The organism is Pseudomonas sp. GNP013, from assembly GCF_054343995.1.
In genome coordinates, this window is the sequence record NZ_JBTGUT010000001.1 from 4,203,545 (window position 1) to 4,222,915 (window position 19,371).

Consider the following 19,371-nt stretch of genomic DNA (forward strand, 5'->3'; position numbering starts at 1 on the left):
TGTGGCTCTTTGACGCAGGCCGCACAGACCGCCGTTCGTCGGCATGCGCCGCATTGTAGGTAATGTGTAAACCCGAAGAACCCGACACCAACGTCTACAGTCATACCAACACCACTGTCCCAAGGAGCTTCCATGTCTCGTTTCACTCGCAGCGCAGCCCTGCTCACCCTCGGCGCCAGCACCCTGGCCAGCCTGCCGGCGCTGGCCGCCGACGAACTGCATTACAACCAGATTTCCCTGCGCGCCGAAGTCAGCCAGGAAGTCGCCCGCGACAAGATGATCGTCACCCTCTACACCGAATCGCAGAACAGCGACCCGGCCAAGCTCGCCGCCGACATCACCAACACCATGAACACCGCGCTCGGCCAGGCCCGTGAAGTCAAGGCCGTGACCCTGCGCCAGGACAGCCGCAACAGCTACCCGATCTACGACAACAAGAACCAGAAGATCACCGGCTGGCGTGAACGCGCTGAACTGCGCCTGGAAAGCGCGGACTTCCCGGCGCTGTCCAAGCTCACCGGCGAGCTGCTGAATACCCTGAAAATGCAGAACATGGACTTCGCCATCGCCGACACCACGCGCAAGACCAGCGAAGATGCGTTGCTCAAGGACGCAGTGGCTGCGTTCAAGGCCCGTGCGCAATTGGCGACCGATGCCTTGGGTGGCAAGGGCTACAAGATCGTCAACCTCAACTTCAACACCAATGGCTACCCGATGCCCTACGCACGCAATGGCGCGATGATGATGAAGGCGGCCATGGCTGATTCAGCGCCGACGCCGGAAGTCGAAGCCGGCACCAGCCAGGTAAGCATGAGTGCTGATGGAGTGATTGAAGTTCTGCAGTAAGCCTCTCAATTCAAAAAAACGGCGCAGCCTTGAAGGCTGGCGCCGTTTTTTTGATCATCGGGTCTCTAATGCCCATAGCGGTAAGTTTTACCCACACGCTGTAGGCCTCTTCTTATGCACGTTTTTTTCCATACAGGGCACAGGCATAACGTGGAACCTTGCGCACGCATTTAGCCACCCAATGATAAATAACTCCATGCGCAAGGTTCCAAACTGTAGCAGGCAGGCCAGCATCAACAGATGCACCAGAAAGATGAGTAATCCCCCGTGGCTTATATAAATTACGAAGCCGAAAACATGAGTTAATCAGTGGCGAAAGAACACTGACCCGCTTCTCTTAATATCATGACATGACGCGGCGCACGCACTGCCAGCGGTGCTATCACGCGCCCGGAAAATATTGTTAATCACTGATAAGTAGATAGGTCCGACAATGAATATACGCTCGTCTCTGCTACAGCTCCCTGTTACAACGCCTGCTCAACACAGTCGCCCAACGCATGCAATTAACACTGCGCTGCCCTTGGAAAATACACTTCCGGGCACGCCGACCCGCTCAGAAGCTGAAGCGTTGGGTCTGGGACAAAAACCGAACCCCGCCCCAACCCCCAATCATGAATTTGATGTCGCCAAGGGGATCATTTATGGGTCAGTCAGCGTTTCCCCGCCCACGGCAAGCTATACGCAACAGGAGCGTCTACAACGGATCGACGCCTACGCCGGTCGTGTAGTAACGCAAATCAAGAACATAGAAAGTGGCGAGGAAGGCGAAAGTAATATCCGGTTCCAGAAGACTCGCCAGTTTCTGGAGCCTGCCGGCTACTTCAGCGGTGGATTGTTAGCCGCGGGATTCGATCCCCATGAAAAAATCACCGTAACGTTCAATTCATACGTTGGGAAATGGAAACCGGAAGTCAAGACCGACACTGAGAAGCGCACGTATTTTGCCTGGGAAATTGCAGCCGGAGCCCTGAAGCACGATAGACCAGCGGGCGGCGGCCTGCTCAACTTTCAAACTCTGGAAATCAAGCCACAGGACCGGAGCAAGATAAACGATCTGGAAGCGCTGGGTGCGAAGCTGCAAGATCATTGGAAAGATGAAATAGCCAAGCCCATGAGCGACGCGTCAGGCGCATTGGCAAAACGCTCGGGAAAAGCCGATGCCTATGTCGTGAAGGGTATCTTGCAAGGTCTGCGTAACGACAAAGACACTTATAAGACGTTAACACCTGAGGCGCGCGAGGCAATCGATCGCACGCTGGACAAGAATGGAAATGTGGTCATCCCGAATATATACGGCTATCCGCTGTCGGGGTATGCGTTTATCCCTTACGTCAATTATCACGGCAATTATGACACCCGGCCCAATCAAGGCGTGATGTTTGATCTGAAGAACGGCACGGTCGCTGAAATAAAAGGCGATGACGACTTTGCCCAATGGGCTAAAAACAACCGTGAAGCGTTGCAACGTAGCTTCAACGCTCGAGACCGGCAAGGTGGAAACGATGCTCACTGGCCCTCAGCGACAAGTGTGCTCGATAATTTGATTTCAGGTAACCAAGCCACCTACCCCGGACGTCGAAATCTGCTCAGTGACAAGCAAGTACCGGTCAGAGAGGCCTTTAATTACACCCAATCTCGCAAGCATCCTTACCACTTGAGATTCGGAGACTTAAAGTCTGGTATTGCCGCCAGTTACCAGGAGGTAAACGTCAACAATGCAACGTGGGCTGACCAAACTGAAGTATTTGGTTCCTCACAGCAAATGTGGAAGCAGGCCAAAGAGTTGTGGGGGCGTACCTTCGGGTACGTACCCATCGTGGGCAACGCAGGCAATATTGTTTTCGGTGTCCATGATTCCATATATGGCATGACCGCCAATGATCGCATGGGCGGTACGGCCGCAGCCATCATAGCCAGCCTGCAACTGGTACACGAAATTGCGCCATCGGCAGCGGAGGCTGGGCTGGGTGAAGCACAAATCAAACCTAATACCATAAACCGCGAACAATACGGCTGGACATACGATGAGCGCACCCGAAGTCATCAGTTCGTGCGAAAAGTAGAAGCCTCGAACCAGAGCGACATGCCGCACACCGCCAATACCCTGCAAAACGAACAAGGTACGCCATCGGCCGGTGAAGTGGAGCGCACTCATCCGACCGGCGAAATACCCGATAATAAACCTTCAATTCTAACCTCTATAGAAGGTTTGCCGACTGGCGAAGCGCTTTTCTCCACGCCTGAAAAAAACGTAATCCTGAGTGGAGAACTCAACGAACTAAACACCCTAGATAAAAAACTTTATACCTTTACCGACTTCAACAAAAAAGGCACTCAAGAAAGACTCAACATATTGGTACACGGCAGTGTCGACCCTGAGACGGGCATTGCAAAAGTTTCATATGACGAAAAACTCCATACGCCGGCAGAGTTACTTCAGACACTTCACGACGCAGACATTCATCCGGAAACGTTCGACAATGTGCGGCTGTTGTCATGTGACTCTGCAAGCGGTGGAGACGCCTCCTTTGCGGCTCAATTTCAGAAACTCATCGGGCGTCCTGTCAAAGGCTACAGTGGTACCCTGACAACGAACCTCGCGCCGGAAAATATAAACGCGGCCATTGTTAAAGTGGAAGCTGTCTATCTGGAAGCCCTGAAAAACAACCATAGTACCCCACTGACTGCAGCCGATAAGGCGCTGGTCAGATCAGAAGCTGAACAATATGTCTCGCGAGAATTGGCTAAAACCGTAAAACTCAAACCGTCAAAGAAAAACCCCTACTGGCATCCTGTTAAATGGTGGGCCTTTGCGTATAAACCCGTGACCTTCCCCGCACCGTAATATCGAGAGCCCGCTCACGGACGTCCACTGAGCACTACAACGACCTGTGTCAGCCTGGCCCTGAAGCGAAGGCTGCATGAATTTTGCGGCCTCCAGCCTATAGAACGCTGCGAAAAACCAGGATTCTGTGCCCAAGTGCGCCTCAGTCTCTACCTGACAACCCTGAACGGCGGTAACCTCGGTGACCGTCGTTTTCGTTTGGGCCGCTTTTAAGCCTGCCACTTCAGGGGACTCCATGGAAAGAATCGCTTTTAAACCACTGCTCCTTGCCGCCAGCCTCATGGCCTGCATGCCCATGGCCCAGGCGGCTACCACCCTGGTCTACTGCTCCGAAGCCAGCCCCGCCGGTTTCGACCCCAGCCAATACACCAGCGGCACCGACTTCGACGCCTCGGCCGAAACCGTGTTCAACCGCCTGACCCAGTTCAAGCGCGGCGGCACCGAAGTCGAACCCGGCCTTTCAACCCGCTGGGATATCTCCAAAGACGGTCTGGCGTACACCTTCCATCTGCGCGATGGCGTGAAGTTCCACACCACTGACTTCTTCACGCCGACTCGCGACTTCAATGCCGATGACGTGCTGTTCACCTTCAATCGTCTGCTCGACGCCGACAGCCCGTTTCGCAAGGCCTACCCGTCCGAATCGCCGTACTTCACCGACATGGGCCTGAACACCACGATCAGGAACGTCGAGAAAATCGACGCGCATACCGTGCGTTTCAACCTGAACAACGTCGATGCCTCGTTCGTGCAGAACCTGGCCATGAGCTTCGCCTCGATCCAGTCCGCCGAATACGCCGCGCAGTTGCTCAAGCAAGGCAAGGCCGAAGACATCAACCAGAAACCCGTCGGCACCGGGCCGTTTGTGTTCAAGCGTTACCAGAAGGACTCGCAGATTCGCTACGTGGCCAATAAACAGTATTGGAAGCCCGAGGATGTGAAACTCGACAACCTGGTGTTCGCGATCACCCCGGATGCGGCCTCACGCCTGCAAAAGCTCAAGGCCGGTGAATGCCAGGTGAGCGGCTACCCTCGCCCGCAGGACATTGAAGTGATCAAGCAGGACCCCAACCTGCGCGTGCAGCAGCAGGCCGGGTTCAACCTGGGTTTTCTCGCCTACAACGTGACCCACCCGCCGCTGGATCAGCTCAAGGTGCGCCAGGCGCTGGACATGGCCATCGACAAGCCGGCAATCATCAAAGCCGTGTATCAGGGCGCCGGACAATTGGCGCAGAACGCCCTGCCGCCGGCGCAGTGGTCTTATGACCCGACGATCAAGGACGCCCCGTATGACCCGACCAGGGCCAAGGCGCTACTGAAAGAAGCAGGTATTGCCCCCGGCACTACGATCAACCTGTGGGCGATGACCGTTCAGCGTGCGTCCAACCCCAACGCGCGCATGTCGGCGCAGATGATCCAGCAGGACTGGGCCAAGGTCGGCATCAAGGCCAATATCGTCAGCTATGAGTGGGGCGAATACATCAAACGCGCTAAAAACGGCGAACACGACGCCATGATCTACGGCTGGACCGGCGACAACGGTGACCCGGATAACTGGCTGGGCGTGCTCTACAGTTGTGCCGCGGTCAAGGGCAGCAACTACGCCAAGTGGTGTAACCCGGCCTACGACAAGCTGGTGCAGCAGGCCAAGGTCAGCAATGACCGCGAGCAGCGCATCAAGTGGTATCAACAGGCACAAAAAATCCTTAAGGAACAGGTGCCTATAACGCCTATTGCAAACTCGACGGTTTTCCAGCCGCTGCGTAAGGAAGTGCAGGACTTCAAGATCAGTCCGTTTGGGCTGACACCGTTCTACGGCGTGAGTCTGGAGAAGTAACACAACCGCCCCAACCGGGTGCGCCAGGCGCCTCGGCTGGGCGTTTCTGGTGCGCCCGATGCACCGAAAAAACGCTCTAAATATATGCATTTATGTCAAAACTTTCATAAATGCGACATTCCTGTACGTTCGTACCACACTTTGAGCCCTGCAGCGGTTCAGCATCTTGCAATGGGTATGGCGCCTGCATAAGTATCCGCAGGCCGACTCACGAGGTCGCCCTCACCACCAAAAATGACAACAAATCATGAGGCCAACATGCTCAAACACGCAGTCCTTCCGTTATTAGTGAGCGCGGGCCTAATGGCCGCCGCCCCTGCAGCCCTTGCGGCAACTAACCTGGTGTTCTGCTCCGAAGGGAGCCCGGCCGGTTTCGATCCAGGCCAGTACACCACCGGAACAGACTTCGATGCTTCGGCCGAAACCATGTTCAACCGTCTGAGCCAGTTCGAACGTGGCGGCACCGCCGTGGTTCCTGGCCTGGCCACCAGCTGGGACGTGTCCCCGGATGGCCTGACGTACACCTTCCACCTGCGCGAAGGCGTCAAGTTCCACACCACCCCGTACTTCAAGCCGACTCGTGAATTCTCGGCCGACGACGTACTGTTCACCTTCAACCGGATGATCAACAAAGACGATCCATTCCGTAAGGCCTACCCCACCGAGTTCCCGTACTTCACGGACATGGGGATGGACACCAACATCAAGAACATCGAGAAAGTCGATGACCACACCGTCAAGTTCACCCTTGGCACCGTGGACGCGGCGTTCATCCAGAACCTGGCCATGAGCTTCGCCTCGATCCAGTCCGCCGAATACGCCGCCCAACTGTTGAAGGAAGGCAAACCTGCCGACATCAACCAGAAGCCGATCGGCACCGGCCCGTTCGTGTTCAAGAGCTACCAGAAAGACTCGAACATTCGCTACACCGGCAACAAGGACTACTGGAAACCTGAAGACGTGAAGATCGACAACCTGATCTTCGCCATCACCACCGACCCGTCGGTGCGTATCCAGAAGCTCAAGAAAAACGAATGCCAGATCACCCTGTTCCCGCGTCCGGCCGACCTCAAGGCGCTGGGCGAAGACAAGGACCTGAAACTGCCGCACCAGGCCGGTTTCAACCTGGGCTACATCGCCTACAACGTCATGCCGGTACTCAAGGGCCAGACCGCAGCCAACCCGCTGTCCGACCTGCGCGTACGTGAAGCACTGGACATGTCGGTGAACAAGCAGCAGATCATCGACTCCGTGTACCAGGGCGCCGGCCAACTGGCCGTCAACGCCATGCCGCCGACCCAGTGGTCCTACGACACCACCATCAAGGATGCCAAGTACGATCCTGCCAAGGCCAAGGAGCTGCTCAAGGAAGCCGGCGTCAAGGAAGGCACCGAGATCACCCTGTGGGCCATGCCGGTACAGCGTCCGTATAACCCCAACGCCAAGCTGATGGCCGAGATGCTGCAGAACGACTGGAAACAGATCGGCCTGAAGGTCAACATCGTCAGCTACGAGTGGGGCGAGTACATCAAGCGCTCCAAAGGCGGCGAGAACCAGGCCATGATCATTGGCTGGAGCGGCGACAATGGCGACCCGGACAACTGGCTGAACGTGCTGTTCGGCTGCGACTCCCTGGCCGGCAACAACTTCTCCAAATGGTGTGACAAGAAATTCGACGGCATCGTAAAAGAAGCCAAGGCTACATCGGATGTCGCCAAACGCACCGAGCTGTACAAGCAGGCGCAACATATCCTCAAAGATGCAGTACCGATGACACCCATCGCGCACTCGACGGTGTATCAACCCATGCGCAACACCGTGCAGGACTTCAAGATCAGCCCGTTTGGCTTGAACTCCTTCTACGGCGTCAGCGTAAGCGGCAAGTAAACATCAATAGCGGCGACGTTTCATAACGTCGCCGTTATTGTTTCTGCCTGGATCGTAGGCAAAAGACTACATATGCATCCATTGCGTCCTACAGCAATGGACTGCGATATGTGCTTCCGCTGCCTACACGGTCCATCCGTCTTTGCGCATTTACTGCAAAGTCCGCGACCCCTAACGTCGTACGACAGCAGAGATGCCACGTTCGGAAAGGCACTTGCTGTGTGTGGGATCAGTAATGTCTTCCTGGCAGGACGCCCGGTTGATTGCTTGCTGATCGATAACTACAAACAAGGATTGGGATCGTCATGCGCCATACCACCGTTCTATCCGCGATTTTCGGCACCAGCCTGCTGGCTGTGGCCACGCTGGGCCAGGCCGCCGACAAGAAGAGCCTGGTGTTCTGCTCCGAGGGCAGCCCGGCAGGCTTCGACACTGCGCAATACACCACCGCCACCGACAACGATGCGGCCGAGCCGCTGTACAACCGTCTGGTCGAGTTTGAAAAAGGTGAGACCAATGTTGTGCCGGGCCTGGCGACCAAGTGGGATATTTCCGAAGACGGCCTGACCTACACCTTTCACCTGCGTGAAGGGGTGAAATTCCACAGCAACAAGGAATTCAAGCCGACGCGGGACTTCAATGCCGACGACGTGCTGTTCACCTTCAACCGCATGCTTGACCCCGACCACCCGTTTCGCAAGGCCTACCCCACCGAGTTTCCATACTTCAACGGGATGAGCCTGAACAAGAACATCGCCAAGGTCGAGAAAACCGGCCCGTACACCGTGGTGATGACCCTGAACACGGTGGACGCCGCGTTCGTGCAGAACATTGCCATGAGCTTTGCCGCCATCCTCTCGGCCGAATACGCCGAGCAGTTGCAGAAGGACGGCAAGCCCAGCGACATCAACCAGAAGCCGATCGGCACCGGGCCGTTTGTGTTCCAGCGCTACCAGAAGGATTCGCAGATCCGTTATGTGGCCAACAAGCAGTATTGGGACCCGAGCCGGGTCAAGCTCGACCAGTTGATCTTCGCCATCAACACCGATGCGTCGGTGCGTGTGCAGAAGCTCAAGGCCGGCGAATGCCAGGTCACCCTGCACCCGCGCCCGGCCGACGTCGACGCGCTCAAGGCCGATCCGAACCTGCAGTTGCTGACCAAGCCCGGCTTCAACCTGGGCTACATCGCCTACAACGTGCGCCACAAGCCGTTCGACCAGCTCGAAGTGCGTCAGGCGCTGGACATGGCGGTGAACAAGCAGAGCATCCTCAACGCCGTGTACCAGGGCGCGGGGCAACTGGCGGTGAACGCCATGCCGCCGACGCAGTGGTCCTACGACGACAGCATCAAGGACGCCGCCTACAACCCGGAAAAAGCCAGGGAACTGCTCAAGGCCGCCGGCGTGAAGGAAGGCACCGAGATCACCCTGTGGGCGATGCCGGTGCAACGTCCGTACAACCCCAACGCCAAGCTGATGGCCGAAATGCTGCAGAACGATTGGGCCAAGATCGGCCTGAAAGTGAAGATCGTCAGCTACGAGTGGGGGGAATACATCAAGCGCACCAAGAACGGTGAGCACGATGTGAGCCTGATCGGCTGGACCGGTGACAATGGTGACCCGGACAACTGGCTGGGCACGCTCTACAGCTGCGACGCCATCGGCGGGAACAACTACTCCATGTGGTGCGACCCGGCGTACGACAAGCTGATCAAGCAAGCCAAGGTCGTCACCGACCGCGAACAACGGACTGTTCTGTACAAACAGGCGCAGCAACTGCTCAAGCAGCAGGTGCCGATCACGCCAGTCGCCCACTCGACGGTCAACCAGCCGTTAAGCGCCAAAGTCGAAGGCTTCAAAGTGAGCCCCTTCGGCCGCAACGTGTTCTCGGGCGTCAGCATTACCCCATAAGAAAATAACCGGATTGCAGAGAGCGAATCGGGCTCTCGCGCAAACGTACGGCCTTTTGTAGGGAAATTTCCTACAGCAAACGTTTGCAACAGCTTGAACGAGTTACACACCCAATAGCCGGATCACCAAAAAAGACCGGCATTAAAAAGAGAACCAAAGGAGCTCCACCCATGAAACTGAGCAACAAAGCGCTTCTGGCCCTGGCCATCAGCAGCATCACGGCAACTGCTTTCGCTGACACGCAGAGCCAGGACTTCGTGCCTACCACACTGGCCGGCACCAGCGCCCAAAGCGAGGCCAAAGGTTTTGTCGACGGCGCAAGCCTGGGCGGTACCACCCGTAACTGGTTCTCCAACGAACAACGGTTTCGTGGCGGCAAGTTCACCTACCAGAAGCACGGCCAGGCACGCACCGACGCCTACCGTACCAACTGGGTACAAGGCACCATTCTCAACCTGAGCTCGGGCTTTACTCAGGGCACCGTGGGCGTGGCCACTGAAGTGGCGGCCTACAACGCAATCGTGCTGGACCGCAGCAAGCGTGACATCAAGGGTGGCTCCAACCGTACCCTGGCCGACTCCGATGGCGACGCAGTCGACCAGTGGAGCAAACTGGGTCTGGCCAACGTCAAATTCCGTGTCTCGAACACCACCTTGACCGCCGGCCGTCAGAACTTCAGCAGCGGCATCGTTGACACCATCGGTAACCGTGCACTGCCGTCGAGCTTTGAAGGCTTCGCCCTCAACAGCGAAGAGTTCAGCAACCTGTCGTTCCAGGGCGCTTACTTCGACCGCGTGTCGCCACGTACCGAGCAGAGCCTGTCGAAATTCCGTTCCGAATACGGCAATGGCCAGGAAGCTGACCACGTCTACACCGCAGGCGTGAACTACCAGCCGTTCAAGAGCCTGAAAACCAGCATATTCGGCGCTCAGGTCAAGGATTTCTGGAACCAGTACTACTTCGGCGCTACCCATGAACTGGGTGACAGCCAGCAACTGAGCCTGACCACCGGCCTGAACTACTACAAGACCGTCGACGAAGGCAAAAAGTTGATGGGCAAGATCGACAACGACACGTACTCGCTGTCGCTCGGCCTGACCCACCAGGCTCACAGCCTGACCTTCTCGTACCAGCAAGTGAACGGTAACGAGTACTTCGACTACCTGCACGAAACCAACGGCATCTACCTGGCCAACTCCCTGACGTCCGACTTCAACGGTCCGAACGAGAAATCGTTCCAGATCGCCTACGGCATCAACATGGCCGAATACGGCGTGCCAGGCCTGAAGTTCAACATCTACTCGGCGCGCGGCTGGGGCATCGACGGCACTCACTACACCGGCGACGGTGGCGTGAAAGGCTTCGCCTACAACGGCATCCAGTCCCAGGACGGCGAGAAGCATCAGGAATACGGCGTTGGCAGCTCGTACGCCATCCAGAGCGGCCCTCTGAAAGCCACCACCGTTCGCGCCACCTACGTGACGCACCGCGCCAGCGAAAATCAGTCTGACGGTAACCTGCGTGAATTCCGCCTGGTCACCACCATCCCGTTCAACATCCTTTAATTAGCACCAGGTAGACGGCGGGCTCCCAGGAGCCCGCCGTATACGTTTGTCTGGTCCCATCGATTGCAGAGGGCTCTGAATGAAAATGCTCCCGCTACAAGCCGCCATTGCTGCTGCGCTGTTGAGCGTTGCGATCGGCGTTTCGGCCAAACCGCTGGTGGTCTGCACCGAAGCCAGCCCGGAAGGTTTTGACCCGGTGCTGTACACCACCGCCGTCACCGCCGACGCGGCGGCCGAAACCATGTTCAACCGTCTGGTGGACTTCAAGCCCGGCACTACCGAGATCGTGCCCGCGCTCGCCAGCTCCTGGGAAATCAGTGAGGACGGCCTGACCTACACGTTCCATCTGCGCGACGACGTCAAGTTCCACACCACCGACTACTTCAAACCCACGCGCAACATGAATGCCGATGATGTGCTTTGGAGCTTCCAGCGCCAGCTGGACCCGAAACACCCATGGCACAACAAGTCCAACGTGGGCTACCCGTACTTTGAAAGCATGGGCTTCAAGGATCTGCTCAAGAGCGTGGAGAAGACCGACGACCACACCGTGGTCTTCACGCTAACGCGCCCTGAAGCACCGTTCCTGGCCGATGTTGCGATGCCGTTCACCGCCATCCACTCCGCCGAATACGCCGACAAGCTGCTCGCTGCCGGCAAGACCGAAGAGCTCAACAGCAAACCGATCGGCACCGGGCCGTTCATCTTCACCCGCTACCAGAAAGACGCCCAGGTGCGCTTCAAGGCCAACCCGGAGTATTTCCGTGGCAAGCCTCCAGCCGACCCGTTGATCCTGGCCATTGCGGTCGACAACAACGTGCGCCTGCAAAAGCTCAAGGCCAACGAATGCCAGATCGCGCTGTATCCCAAGCCCGATGACCTGCCCAGCATCAAGAACGATCCGAACCTGAAGGTCGCTGAACTCGCGGCGATGACCACCGCCTACACCGCCCTGAACACCACCCACAAATACATGAGCGACGCGCGGGTGCGTCACGCGATCAATATCGCGTTCGACAAAAAGGGCTACAACGAATCGCTGTATGGCAAAGGCAACGCCGTTGACGCCACCGGCCCGTACCCGCCGACCCTGCTGGGCTTCAGCGACAAGCTGAAAAACCCGCCGCGTGACCTCGACAAGGCCCGCGCCCTGCTCAAGGAAGCCGGCGTACCGGAAGGCACTGAGTTCACCCTGTTCACCCGTAACGGCGGCGGCCCGACCAACCCGAACCCGATGCTCGGCGCACAGCGCATGCAGGCGGATCTGGCGCAGATTGGCCTGAAGGTGAATATCAAAGTTATGGAATGGGGCGAAATGCTCAAGCGTGCTAAAAACGGCGAGCACGACATGGTTTCCGCCGGCTGGGCCGGTGACAACGGTGACCCGGATAACTTCCTCACGCCTAACTTGAGTTGCGATGCAGCGAAAAACGGCGAAAACTACGCCCGTTGGTGTAACAAAGAGTTTCAAGACTTGATCGACAAGGCGCGCGCCATCGCTGAACCCGCTCAGCGCGCCGCACTCTATGAACAAGCCATGGACGTTTTCGACAAGGATCAACCGTGGATTCCCATGGCCTACCCGAAAATGTTCACCGCCATGCGTAAAAACGTCGAGGGTTATATCCAAAGCCCTCTGACCACAAATAACTTCGCCACCACCCAGGTGAAGTAAATAAGAGAAACGCTCGGCACCGTCGACATTGACGGTGCCGAACCTGCCTAACCGGCTGATTGAGGTAAACGACAAGATGTTTAGTTTTATTGCCCGCCGACTGGGGTTATTGATCCCCACGTTCTTCGGCATCACGTTGCTGACGTTTGCGTTGATTCGCATGATCCCCGGCGACCCCGTAGAAGTCATGATGGGCGAACGCCGCGTCGACCCCGAGATGCACGCACAGGCAATGGAACGCCTTGGCCTTAACAAGCCCCTGTATGCGCAATACCTGGACTACGTCGGCAAGCTCGCCCAGGGCGACCTTGGCGAATCGCTGCGCACGCGCACCAGCGTGTGGACCGAGTTCACCGCCCTCTTTCCCGCGACCCTGGAACTGTCCATGGCCGCCCTGTTGTTCGCCGGCATCCTGGGCCTTCTGGCCGGGGTGATCGCGGCACTCAAGCGAGGATCCCTGTTCGACCACGGGGTGATGGGCATCTCCCTGGCGGGATATTCGATGCCAATCTTCTGGTGGGGCCTGATCCTGATCATGTTCTTCTCGGTGAGCCTGGGCTGGACCCCGGTGTCCGGGCGTATCGACCTGCTCTACGACATCGAGCCGCGCACCGGCTTCATGCTGATCGACACGCTGCTGGCTGACGAGCCGGACGCGTTCTGGGACGCGCTGCACCACCTGATCCTGCCGGCCATCGTGCTCGGCACCATCCCACTGGCGGTGATCGCGCGGATGACCCGTTCGTCCATGCTCGAAGTGCTGCGTGAGGACTACATCCGTACCGCCAAGGCCAAGGGCCTGTCGCCGGCGCGCGTGGTATTCGTCCACGGCCTGCGCAACGCGCTGATCCCGGTGCTTACCGTGGTCGGCCTGCAAGTCGGCACCCTGCTGGCCGGTGCGGTCCTGACCGAAACCATCTTCTCCTGGCCCGGCATCGGCAAATGGCTGATCGAAGCCATTGGCGCGCGGGACTACCCGGTGGTGCAAAACGGCATCCTGCTGATCGCCTGCCTGGTGATCCTGGTGAACTTCGTGGTGGATATCCTCTACGGCTTCGCCAACCCACGCATCCGTCACCAGCGCTGAGATCATGACCATGACCACACCTACTCCAGTGTCAGCAGTCGATCAAAGCCTGCTGTACCCGTCCCCGTACAAAGAATTCTGGCAAGCCTTCTCCAAGAACAAAGGCGCAGTTGCCGGCCTGGCGTTCATGTTGCTGATCGTGTTCTGCGCGATCTTCGCCCCCTGGGTTGCACCGCATAACCCCAGCGAGCAATACCGTGACTTCCTGCTGACCCCGCCGTCGTGGCTCGAAGGCGGGCAGATCCAGTTCCTGCTCGGCACCGACGAACTGGGCCGCGATCTGCTCTCGCGCCTGATCCAGGGCTCGCGCCTGTCGCTGCTGATCGGCTTGTCGTCGGTGGTGATGTCGCTGATTCCGGGCATCCTGCTGGGCCTGTTCGCCGGGTTCTTCCCGCGTTTGCTTGGCCCCACCATCATGCGTTTGATGGACATCATGCTGGCCTTGCCTTCACTGCTGCTGGCCGTTGCCATCGTCGCGATCCTCGGCCCTGGCCTGATCAACACCGTGATCGCCATCGCCATCGTCTCGCTGCCGTCCTACGTGCGTCTGACCCGTGCTGCGGTGATGGGCGAACTGAACCGCGACTACGTGACCGCCGCGCGCCTGGCCGGTGCCGGCCTGCCACGCCTGATGTTCATCACCGTGCTGCCCAACTGCATGGCACCGCTGATCGTGCAGGCCACGCTGAGCTTCTCCTCGGCGATCCTCGACGCAGCCGCCCTGGGCTTCCTCGGCCTTGGCGTACAACCGCCAACGCCTGAGTGGGGCACCATGCTGGCCTCGGCCCGTGACTACATCGAACGCGCCTGGTGGGTCGTGAGCCTGCCGGGTCTGACCATTTTGCTCAGCGTGCTGGCAATCAACTTGATGGGCGACGGCCTGCGCGATGCGCTGGACCCGAAACTCAAGAACGCCGCCTGAGGAGATTCCCATGTCACTGTTAGAAATCAAGAATCTCAATGTGCGCTTCGGCGACTCGACCGCCGTGCCGGTGGTCGACGGCCTCGACATTTCGGTCGACAAAGGCGAAGTACTGGCCATCGTTGGCGAGTCGGGCTCGGGTAAATCCGTGACCATGATGGCGCTGATGGGCCTGATCGAGCATCCAGGCATTGTCACCGCCGATGCGCTGACCTTCGACGGCAAGGACATGCTCAAGCTGAGCAACCGCCAGCGCCGCCAGATCGTCGGCAAAGACCTGGCGATGGTGTTCCAGGACCCGATGACTGCGCTGAACCCCAGCTACACCGTGGGTTTCCAGATTGAAGAAGTGCTGCGCCTGCACCTGAAAATGTCCGGCAAGCAAGCGCGCAAACGTGCCATCGAGCTGCTGGAAAAAGTCGAGATCCCGGGCGCCGCCAGCCGTATGGACGCCTACCCGCACCAACTGTCCGGCGGGATGAGCCAGCGTGTGGCAATCGCCATGGCAATTGCCGGCGAGCCGAAACTGCTGATCGCCGACGAACCGACCACCGCGCTGGACGTGACCATCCAGGCGCAGATCATGGAACTGCTGCTGGCCCTGCAGAAAGAACAGAACATGGGCCTGGTGCTGATCACCCACGACCTCGCGGTGGTGGCCGAAACCGCCCAGCGCGTCTGCGTGATGTATGCCGGCCAGGCCGTGGAAGTCGGCCAGGTGCCGCAACTGTTCGACATCCCGGCGCACCCCTACAGCGAAGCGCTGCTCAAGGCGATCCCCGAGCACAGCCTGGGCGCCACGCGCCTGGCCACGCTGCCGGGCATCGTGCCGGGCCACTACGACCGTCCGCAGGGCTGCCTGCTGTCGCCACGCTGCCCGTACGTGCAGGAAAACTGCCGCACCCAGCGCCCGACGCTCGACCCTAAAACCAACAGCCTGGCGCGCTGCTTCTACCCCTTGAACCAGGAGGTGGCGTAATGGCCGTCGTTCTTACCGCCCGCGACCTGACCCGTCACTACGAAGTGTCCCGTGGCCTGTTCAAGGGCCATGCACTGGTACGCGCGCTCAATGGTGTGTCGTTCGAACTGGAAGCCGGCAAAACCCTCGCCGTAGTAGGCGAGTCGGGTTGCGGCAAGTCCACCCTGGCCCGTGCCCTGACGCTGATCGAAGAGCCGTCTTCGGGCTCGCTGAAAATCGCCGGCCAGGAAGTCGCCGGCGCCGACAAGGCCCAGCGCAAGCAACTGCGCAAAGACGTGCAGATGGTGTTCCAGAGCCCGTACGCCTCGTTGAACCCGCGCCAGAAAGTCGGTGACCAGCTCGGCGAACCGCTGTTGATCAACACCAACCTGTCCGCCGCCGAACGCCGCGAGAAAGTGCAGGCGATGATGAAGCAAGTGGGCCTGCGCCCCGAGCATTATCAGCGCTACCCGCACATGTTCTCCGGCGGCCAGCGCCAGCGTATCGCCCTGGCCCGCGCGATGATGCTGCAACCGAAAGTGCTGGTGGCCGATGAACCGACCTCGGCGCTCGACGTGTCGATCCAGGCCCAGGTGCTCAACCTGTTCATGGATCTGCAGCAGGAATTCAACACCGCCTACGTGTTCATCTCCCACAACCTGGCGGTGGTACAGCACGTTGCCGACGACGTGATGGTGATGTACCTCGGCCGCCCGGTTGAGGTGGGCCCCAAGGAAGACATCTACGCGCGTCCGCTGCACCCCTACACCCAGGCGCTGCTGTCGGCCACCCCGACGATCCATCCGGACCCGAACAAGCCGAAGATCAAGATCGTCGGCGAACTGCCCAACCCGCTGAACCCGCCGTCCGGCTGCGCGTTCCACAAGCGCTGCCCTTACGCGACCGCACGGTGCAGCAGCGAGGAGCCGCTGCTGCGGCCGCTGGATAATCGGCAGGTGGCTTGCCATTACGCGGAGCAATTCGTCGCTTAGGTAACCTGTGGGAGAGGGCGTGCCCGCGAAGGCGGTGGGTCAGTCGACAGCGCCGCGACTGACACTCCCGGATAGGTCAGCTCCCCTACACAGCGTTCTACAGCCCTTCCCGTCAGGTTGCGCATCAGCCTGGCGGGAGGGGCTTTCTTTTGGCGACTCAGGTGTCGCCGTCGTCGTAGGTTTCGCTGTCTTCCCCTTCGTTAAGCGGCTGCTCCGGATCTACCTGAGGCTGGGGTTGGGCTTGGGGTTGCCAACTGCCGGAATTGACTTCGTTCTGCTTTCTCTTGGTGACTGGGCCGGTGTCTTTCCATTGTGGGGTTCCTCTGTCCGCCGACGCGGGGAGAGCCGTCAGTCCCAGGGCCGCGGCCAATGCCAGATGGATTGCGTATTGAAGGTTTCGCACGGGGGGCTCCTTTTCAGTCGATAGGTAGACGCTAGACCTGATGTGGGGTTAGCGCCAATCGCCGGCTGGCCGGGAGGGGGGGGGTTGGATCGGGGGCATATCCGTTTTCGGGTGATAGCGGATATGGGTTCCGCCCTTACGGCGGGTCACTTTGGAAAGCCCCAAAGTAACCAAAGGGCGCTTGCCCCACCACTCGGCACCTCGCTCAGGCTCGGTGTGCCCGAACACAAGCCTGCGTTCGGCCAGCGTGGTTAACGGGGCGCCTAAGATCAAGATCAAGATCAAAAGCCAGAGCCAGAGCCAGAGCCAAGCAGATCAAAAACGGTGTGATACCTATCAGACAGATGGAGATCCAAATGTGGGAGGGGGCTTGCTCCCGATGGCAGTGGGTCAGCTACACATAAGTTGACTGACCCACTGCCATCGGGAGCAAGCCCCCTCCCACATTTTGTACAGCTTTCGGCAGACAATTGCAGCCGTTACCGCAGCAACGTATAGGTAAACCCCACCCTAAAAAAAGGGCGAAGCCATCACAGCTTCGCCCTTGGATCTACCGCTCAGACCTTAGTGATGCTCACGCGTCGCGCGGAATTTCACATCCGGCCAGCGCTCTTCCATCAGCGCCAGGTTCACCCGCGTCGGCGCCAGGTAGGTCAAGTGCCCACCGCCGTCAATCGCCAGGTTTTCCACGGCCTTGTTGGAGAACTCTTCCAACTTCTTCTTATCGGCGCAATCGATCCAGCGCGCCGAATACACGGTGATCGGCTCATAGGAGCACTCAACCTTGTATTCCTCTTTCAAACGGCTGGCGACCACGTCGAACTGCAGCACACCCACAGCACCAAGGATGATGTCGTTACTGCGCTCGGGGAAGAACACCTGGGTAGCCCCCTCTTCCGCCAACTGCTGCAAACCCTGGCGCAATTGCTTGGACTTGAGCGGGTCACGCAGGCGTACGCGACGGAACAGTTCCGGGGCGAAGTGCGGGATGCCGGTGAAGCCCAGCGCTTCGCCTTCGGTGAAGGTGTCGCCGATCTGGATGGTGCCGTGGTTGTGCAGGCCGATGATGTCGCCGGCGTAGGCCTCTTCGAGTTGTTCACGCTCGGAGGAGAAGAACGTCAGGGCGTCGCCGATGCGCACGTCCTTGCCGGTGCGCACGTGGCGCATCTTCATGCCTTTTTCGTAGCGACCCGAGCAGATGCGCATGAAGGCAATACGGTCGCGGTGCTTGGGGTCCATGTTCGCCTGGATCTTGAACACGAAACCGCTGAATTTCTCTTCGACCGGCTCCACGGTGCGCTCGTTGGCGACACGGGCCAGCGGTTTCGGCGCCCAATCCACCACGGCATCAAGCACATGGTCGACACCGAAGTTGCCCAAGGCCGTCCCGAAAAACACCGGGGTCAGTTGGCCGTCGAGGAATTCCTGCTGGTTGAACGCGTGGCAGGCGCCCTGCACCAGTTCCAACTGGTCGACAAAGCGGTCGTACTCGTCACCCAGGTGGGCTCGGGCTTCATCGGAATCGAGCTTCTCGATGATTTTCACATCGGTGCGTTCATGACCGTGGCCGGCGGTGTAGACAATGATGTAGTCGTCGGCCAGGTGGTACACACCCTTGAAGTCGCGGTAGCAACCAATCGGCCAGGTGATCGGCGCGGCCTTGATCTTCAGGACGGCTTCGATTTCATCCAACAATTCGATCGGGTCGCGGATGTCGCGGTCGAGTTTGTTGATGAAGCTGACGATCGGCGTGTCGCGCAGGCGGCACACGTCCATCAGCGCGATGGTGCGTGGCTCGACGCCCTTACCGCCGTCGAGCACCATCAACGCCGAGTCCACCGCCGTGAGGGTGCGGTAGGTGTCTTCGGAGAAGTCTTCGTGGCCCGGGGTGTCAAGCAGGTTGACCATGTGGTCGCGATACGGGAACTGCATGACCGACGTGGTAATGGAGATACCCCGTTGTTTTTCCATTTCCATCCAGTCGGAGGTGGCATGGCGGTCGGATTTACGCGATTTCACCGTGCCGGCCACTGCGATTGCCTTGCCCATCAGCAACAGCTTCTCGGTGATGGTGGTCTTACCGGCATCGGGGTGGGAAATAATAGCGAAAGTGCGGCGTTTCGCGACTTCGGCGGCCTGGTGGGTCATGGGAAATCGCCTGGCAGGTGAGTCAAAAAAGGGGCGCGAGTATAGCGCAAACCCCACGGGTCGGACCACCGTTCACCCGATCAGGGGTGGCTAAATGCTGCCAAGTGTGGAACCTTTTAAAAGGTGGAGACGTCCACTCCCCTGTTATCGCACTCGTAACAGGGCTGAAAAATCAGCAAGTTAGCCTGACGGGGCTGCGCTCATGGCTCGATACATACCGCGTCGCCGGTATCGACGAGCTGCTTTTCGCGAACGCTTTCGCCGACAGCCAGCAATGGCATTGCCGCCGGAGA

At 58.7% G+C, this 19,371-nt stretch carries 13 protein-coding genes; 11 read left to right on the forward strand and 2 right to left on the reverse strand.

The genetic code is table 11. The features are described from left to right. Positions 1 to 132 precede the first annotated feature (132 nt). The 11 genes from ACXX81_RS18555 to ACXX81_RS18605 all read left to right on the forward strand — a co-directional run bounded on the left by ACXX81_RS18555 (position 133) and on the right by ACXX81_RS18605 (position 16,527). On the forward strand, positions 133 to 846 hold the full coding sequence (locus tag ACXX81_RS18555) for an SIMPL domain-containing protein (protein WP_458572170.1): 714 nt from the start codon (positions 133 to 135) through the stop codon (positions 844 to 846). 433 nt (positions 847 to 1,279) lie between these two features. Further along, positions 1,280 to 3,694 (forward strand): hypothetical protein, encoded by a 2,415-nt coding sequence (locus tag ACXX81_RS18560; protein ID WP_458572171.1) that lies wholly within the window; start codon positions 1,280 to 1,282, stop codon positions 3,692 to 3,694. Between the two features lie 235 nt (positions 3,695 to 3,929). Next, positions 3,930 to 5,531, forward strand: a complete 1,602-nt coding sequence (locus tag ACXX81_RS18565; protein WP_231422509.1) for an ABC transporter substrate-binding protein — start codon at positions 3,930 to 3,932, stop codon at positions 5,529 to 5,531. Positions 5,532 to 5,789: 258 nt separating this feature from the next. Further along, positions 5,790 to 7,418, forward strand: a complete 1,629-nt coding sequence (locus tag ACXX81_RS18570) for an ABC transporter substrate-binding protein (protein WP_209988550.1) — start codon at positions 5,790 to 5,792, stop codon at positions 7,416 to 7,418. Between the two features lie 305 nt (positions 7,419 to 7,723). Beyond that, on the forward strand, positions 7,724 to 9,328 hold the full coding sequence (locus ACXX81_RS18575) for an ABC transporter substrate-binding protein (RefSeq protein WP_209988547.1): 1,605 nt from the start codon (positions 7,724 to 7,726) through the stop codon (positions 9,326 to 9,328). 170 nt (positions 9,329 to 9,498) lie between these two features. Next, positions 9,499 to 10,893: an OprD family porin gene (locus ACXX81_RS18580; protein WP_458572172.1), complete on the forward strand. Its 1,395-nt coding sequence runs from the start codon at positions 9,499 to 9,501 to the stop codon at positions 10,891 to 10,893. A 79-nt stretch (positions 10,894 to 10,972) separates the two neighbouring features. Then, positions 10,973 to 12,568 carry an ABC transporter substrate-binding protein gene (locus ACXX81_RS18585; RefSeq protein ID WP_322212643.1) on the forward strand — a complete coding sequence of 532 codons (1,596 nt, stop codon included), beginning with the start codon at positions 10,973 to 10,975 and terminating at the stop codon, positions 12,566 to 12,568. A gap of 76 nt (positions 12,569 to 12,644) precedes the next feature. Then, positions 12,645 to 13,655, forward strand: coding sequence for an ABC transporter permease subunit (locus ACXX81_RS18590; RefSeq protein WP_003171721.1), 1,011 nt, complete (start codon positions 12,645 to 12,647; stop codon positions 13,653 to 13,655). 10 nt (positions 13,656 to 13,665) lie between these two features. Then, positions 13,666 to 14,577 (forward strand): ABC transporter permease subunit, encoded by a 912-nt coding sequence (locus tag ACXX81_RS18595; RefSeq protein ID WP_209988538.1) that lies wholly within the window; start codon positions 13,666 to 13,668, stop codon positions 14,575 to 14,577. A gap of 10 nt (positions 14,578 to 14,587) precedes the next feature. Further along, positions 14,588 to 15,556 (forward strand): ABC transporter ATP-binding protein, encoded by a 969-nt coding sequence (locus ACXX81_RS18600; RefSeq protein WP_458572173.1) that lies wholly within the window; start codon positions 14,588 to 14,590, stop codon positions 15,554 to 15,556. Continuing rightward, positions 15,556 to 16,527: a peptide ABC transporter ATP-binding protein gene (locus tag ACXX81_RS18605; RefSeq protein ID WP_106578631.1), complete on the forward strand. Its 972-nt coding sequence runs from the start codon at positions 15,556 to 15,558 to the stop codon at positions 16,525 to 16,527. Before ACXX81_RS18600 ends, ACXX81_RS18605 begins: the two co-directional genes overlap by 1 nt. A 157-nt stretch (positions 16,528 to 16,684) precedes the next feature. Here ACXX81_RS18605 and ACXX81_RS18610 read toward each other — a convergent pair whose 3' ends face one another. Both ACXX81_RS18610 and ACXX81_RS18615 read right to left on the reverse strand, forming a co-directional pair. After that, the gene (locus ACXX81_RS18610; protein ID WP_209988534.1) at positions 16,685 to 16,930 is read right to left on the reverse strand and encodes a hypothetical protein; all 246 of its coding nucleotides are present in this window, start codon (positions 16,928 to 16,930) and stop codon (positions 16,685 to 16,687) included. A 564-nt stretch (positions 16,931 to 17,494) separates the two neighbouring features. Beyond that, the gene (locus tag ACXX81_RS18615) at positions 17,495 to 19,078 is read right to left on the reverse strand and encodes a peptide chain release factor 3 (RefSeq protein ID WP_209988531.1); all 1,584 of its coding nucleotides are present in this window, start codon (positions 19,076 to 19,078) and stop codon (positions 17,495 to 17,497) included. Positions 19,079 to 19,371 lie beyond the last annotated feature (293 nt).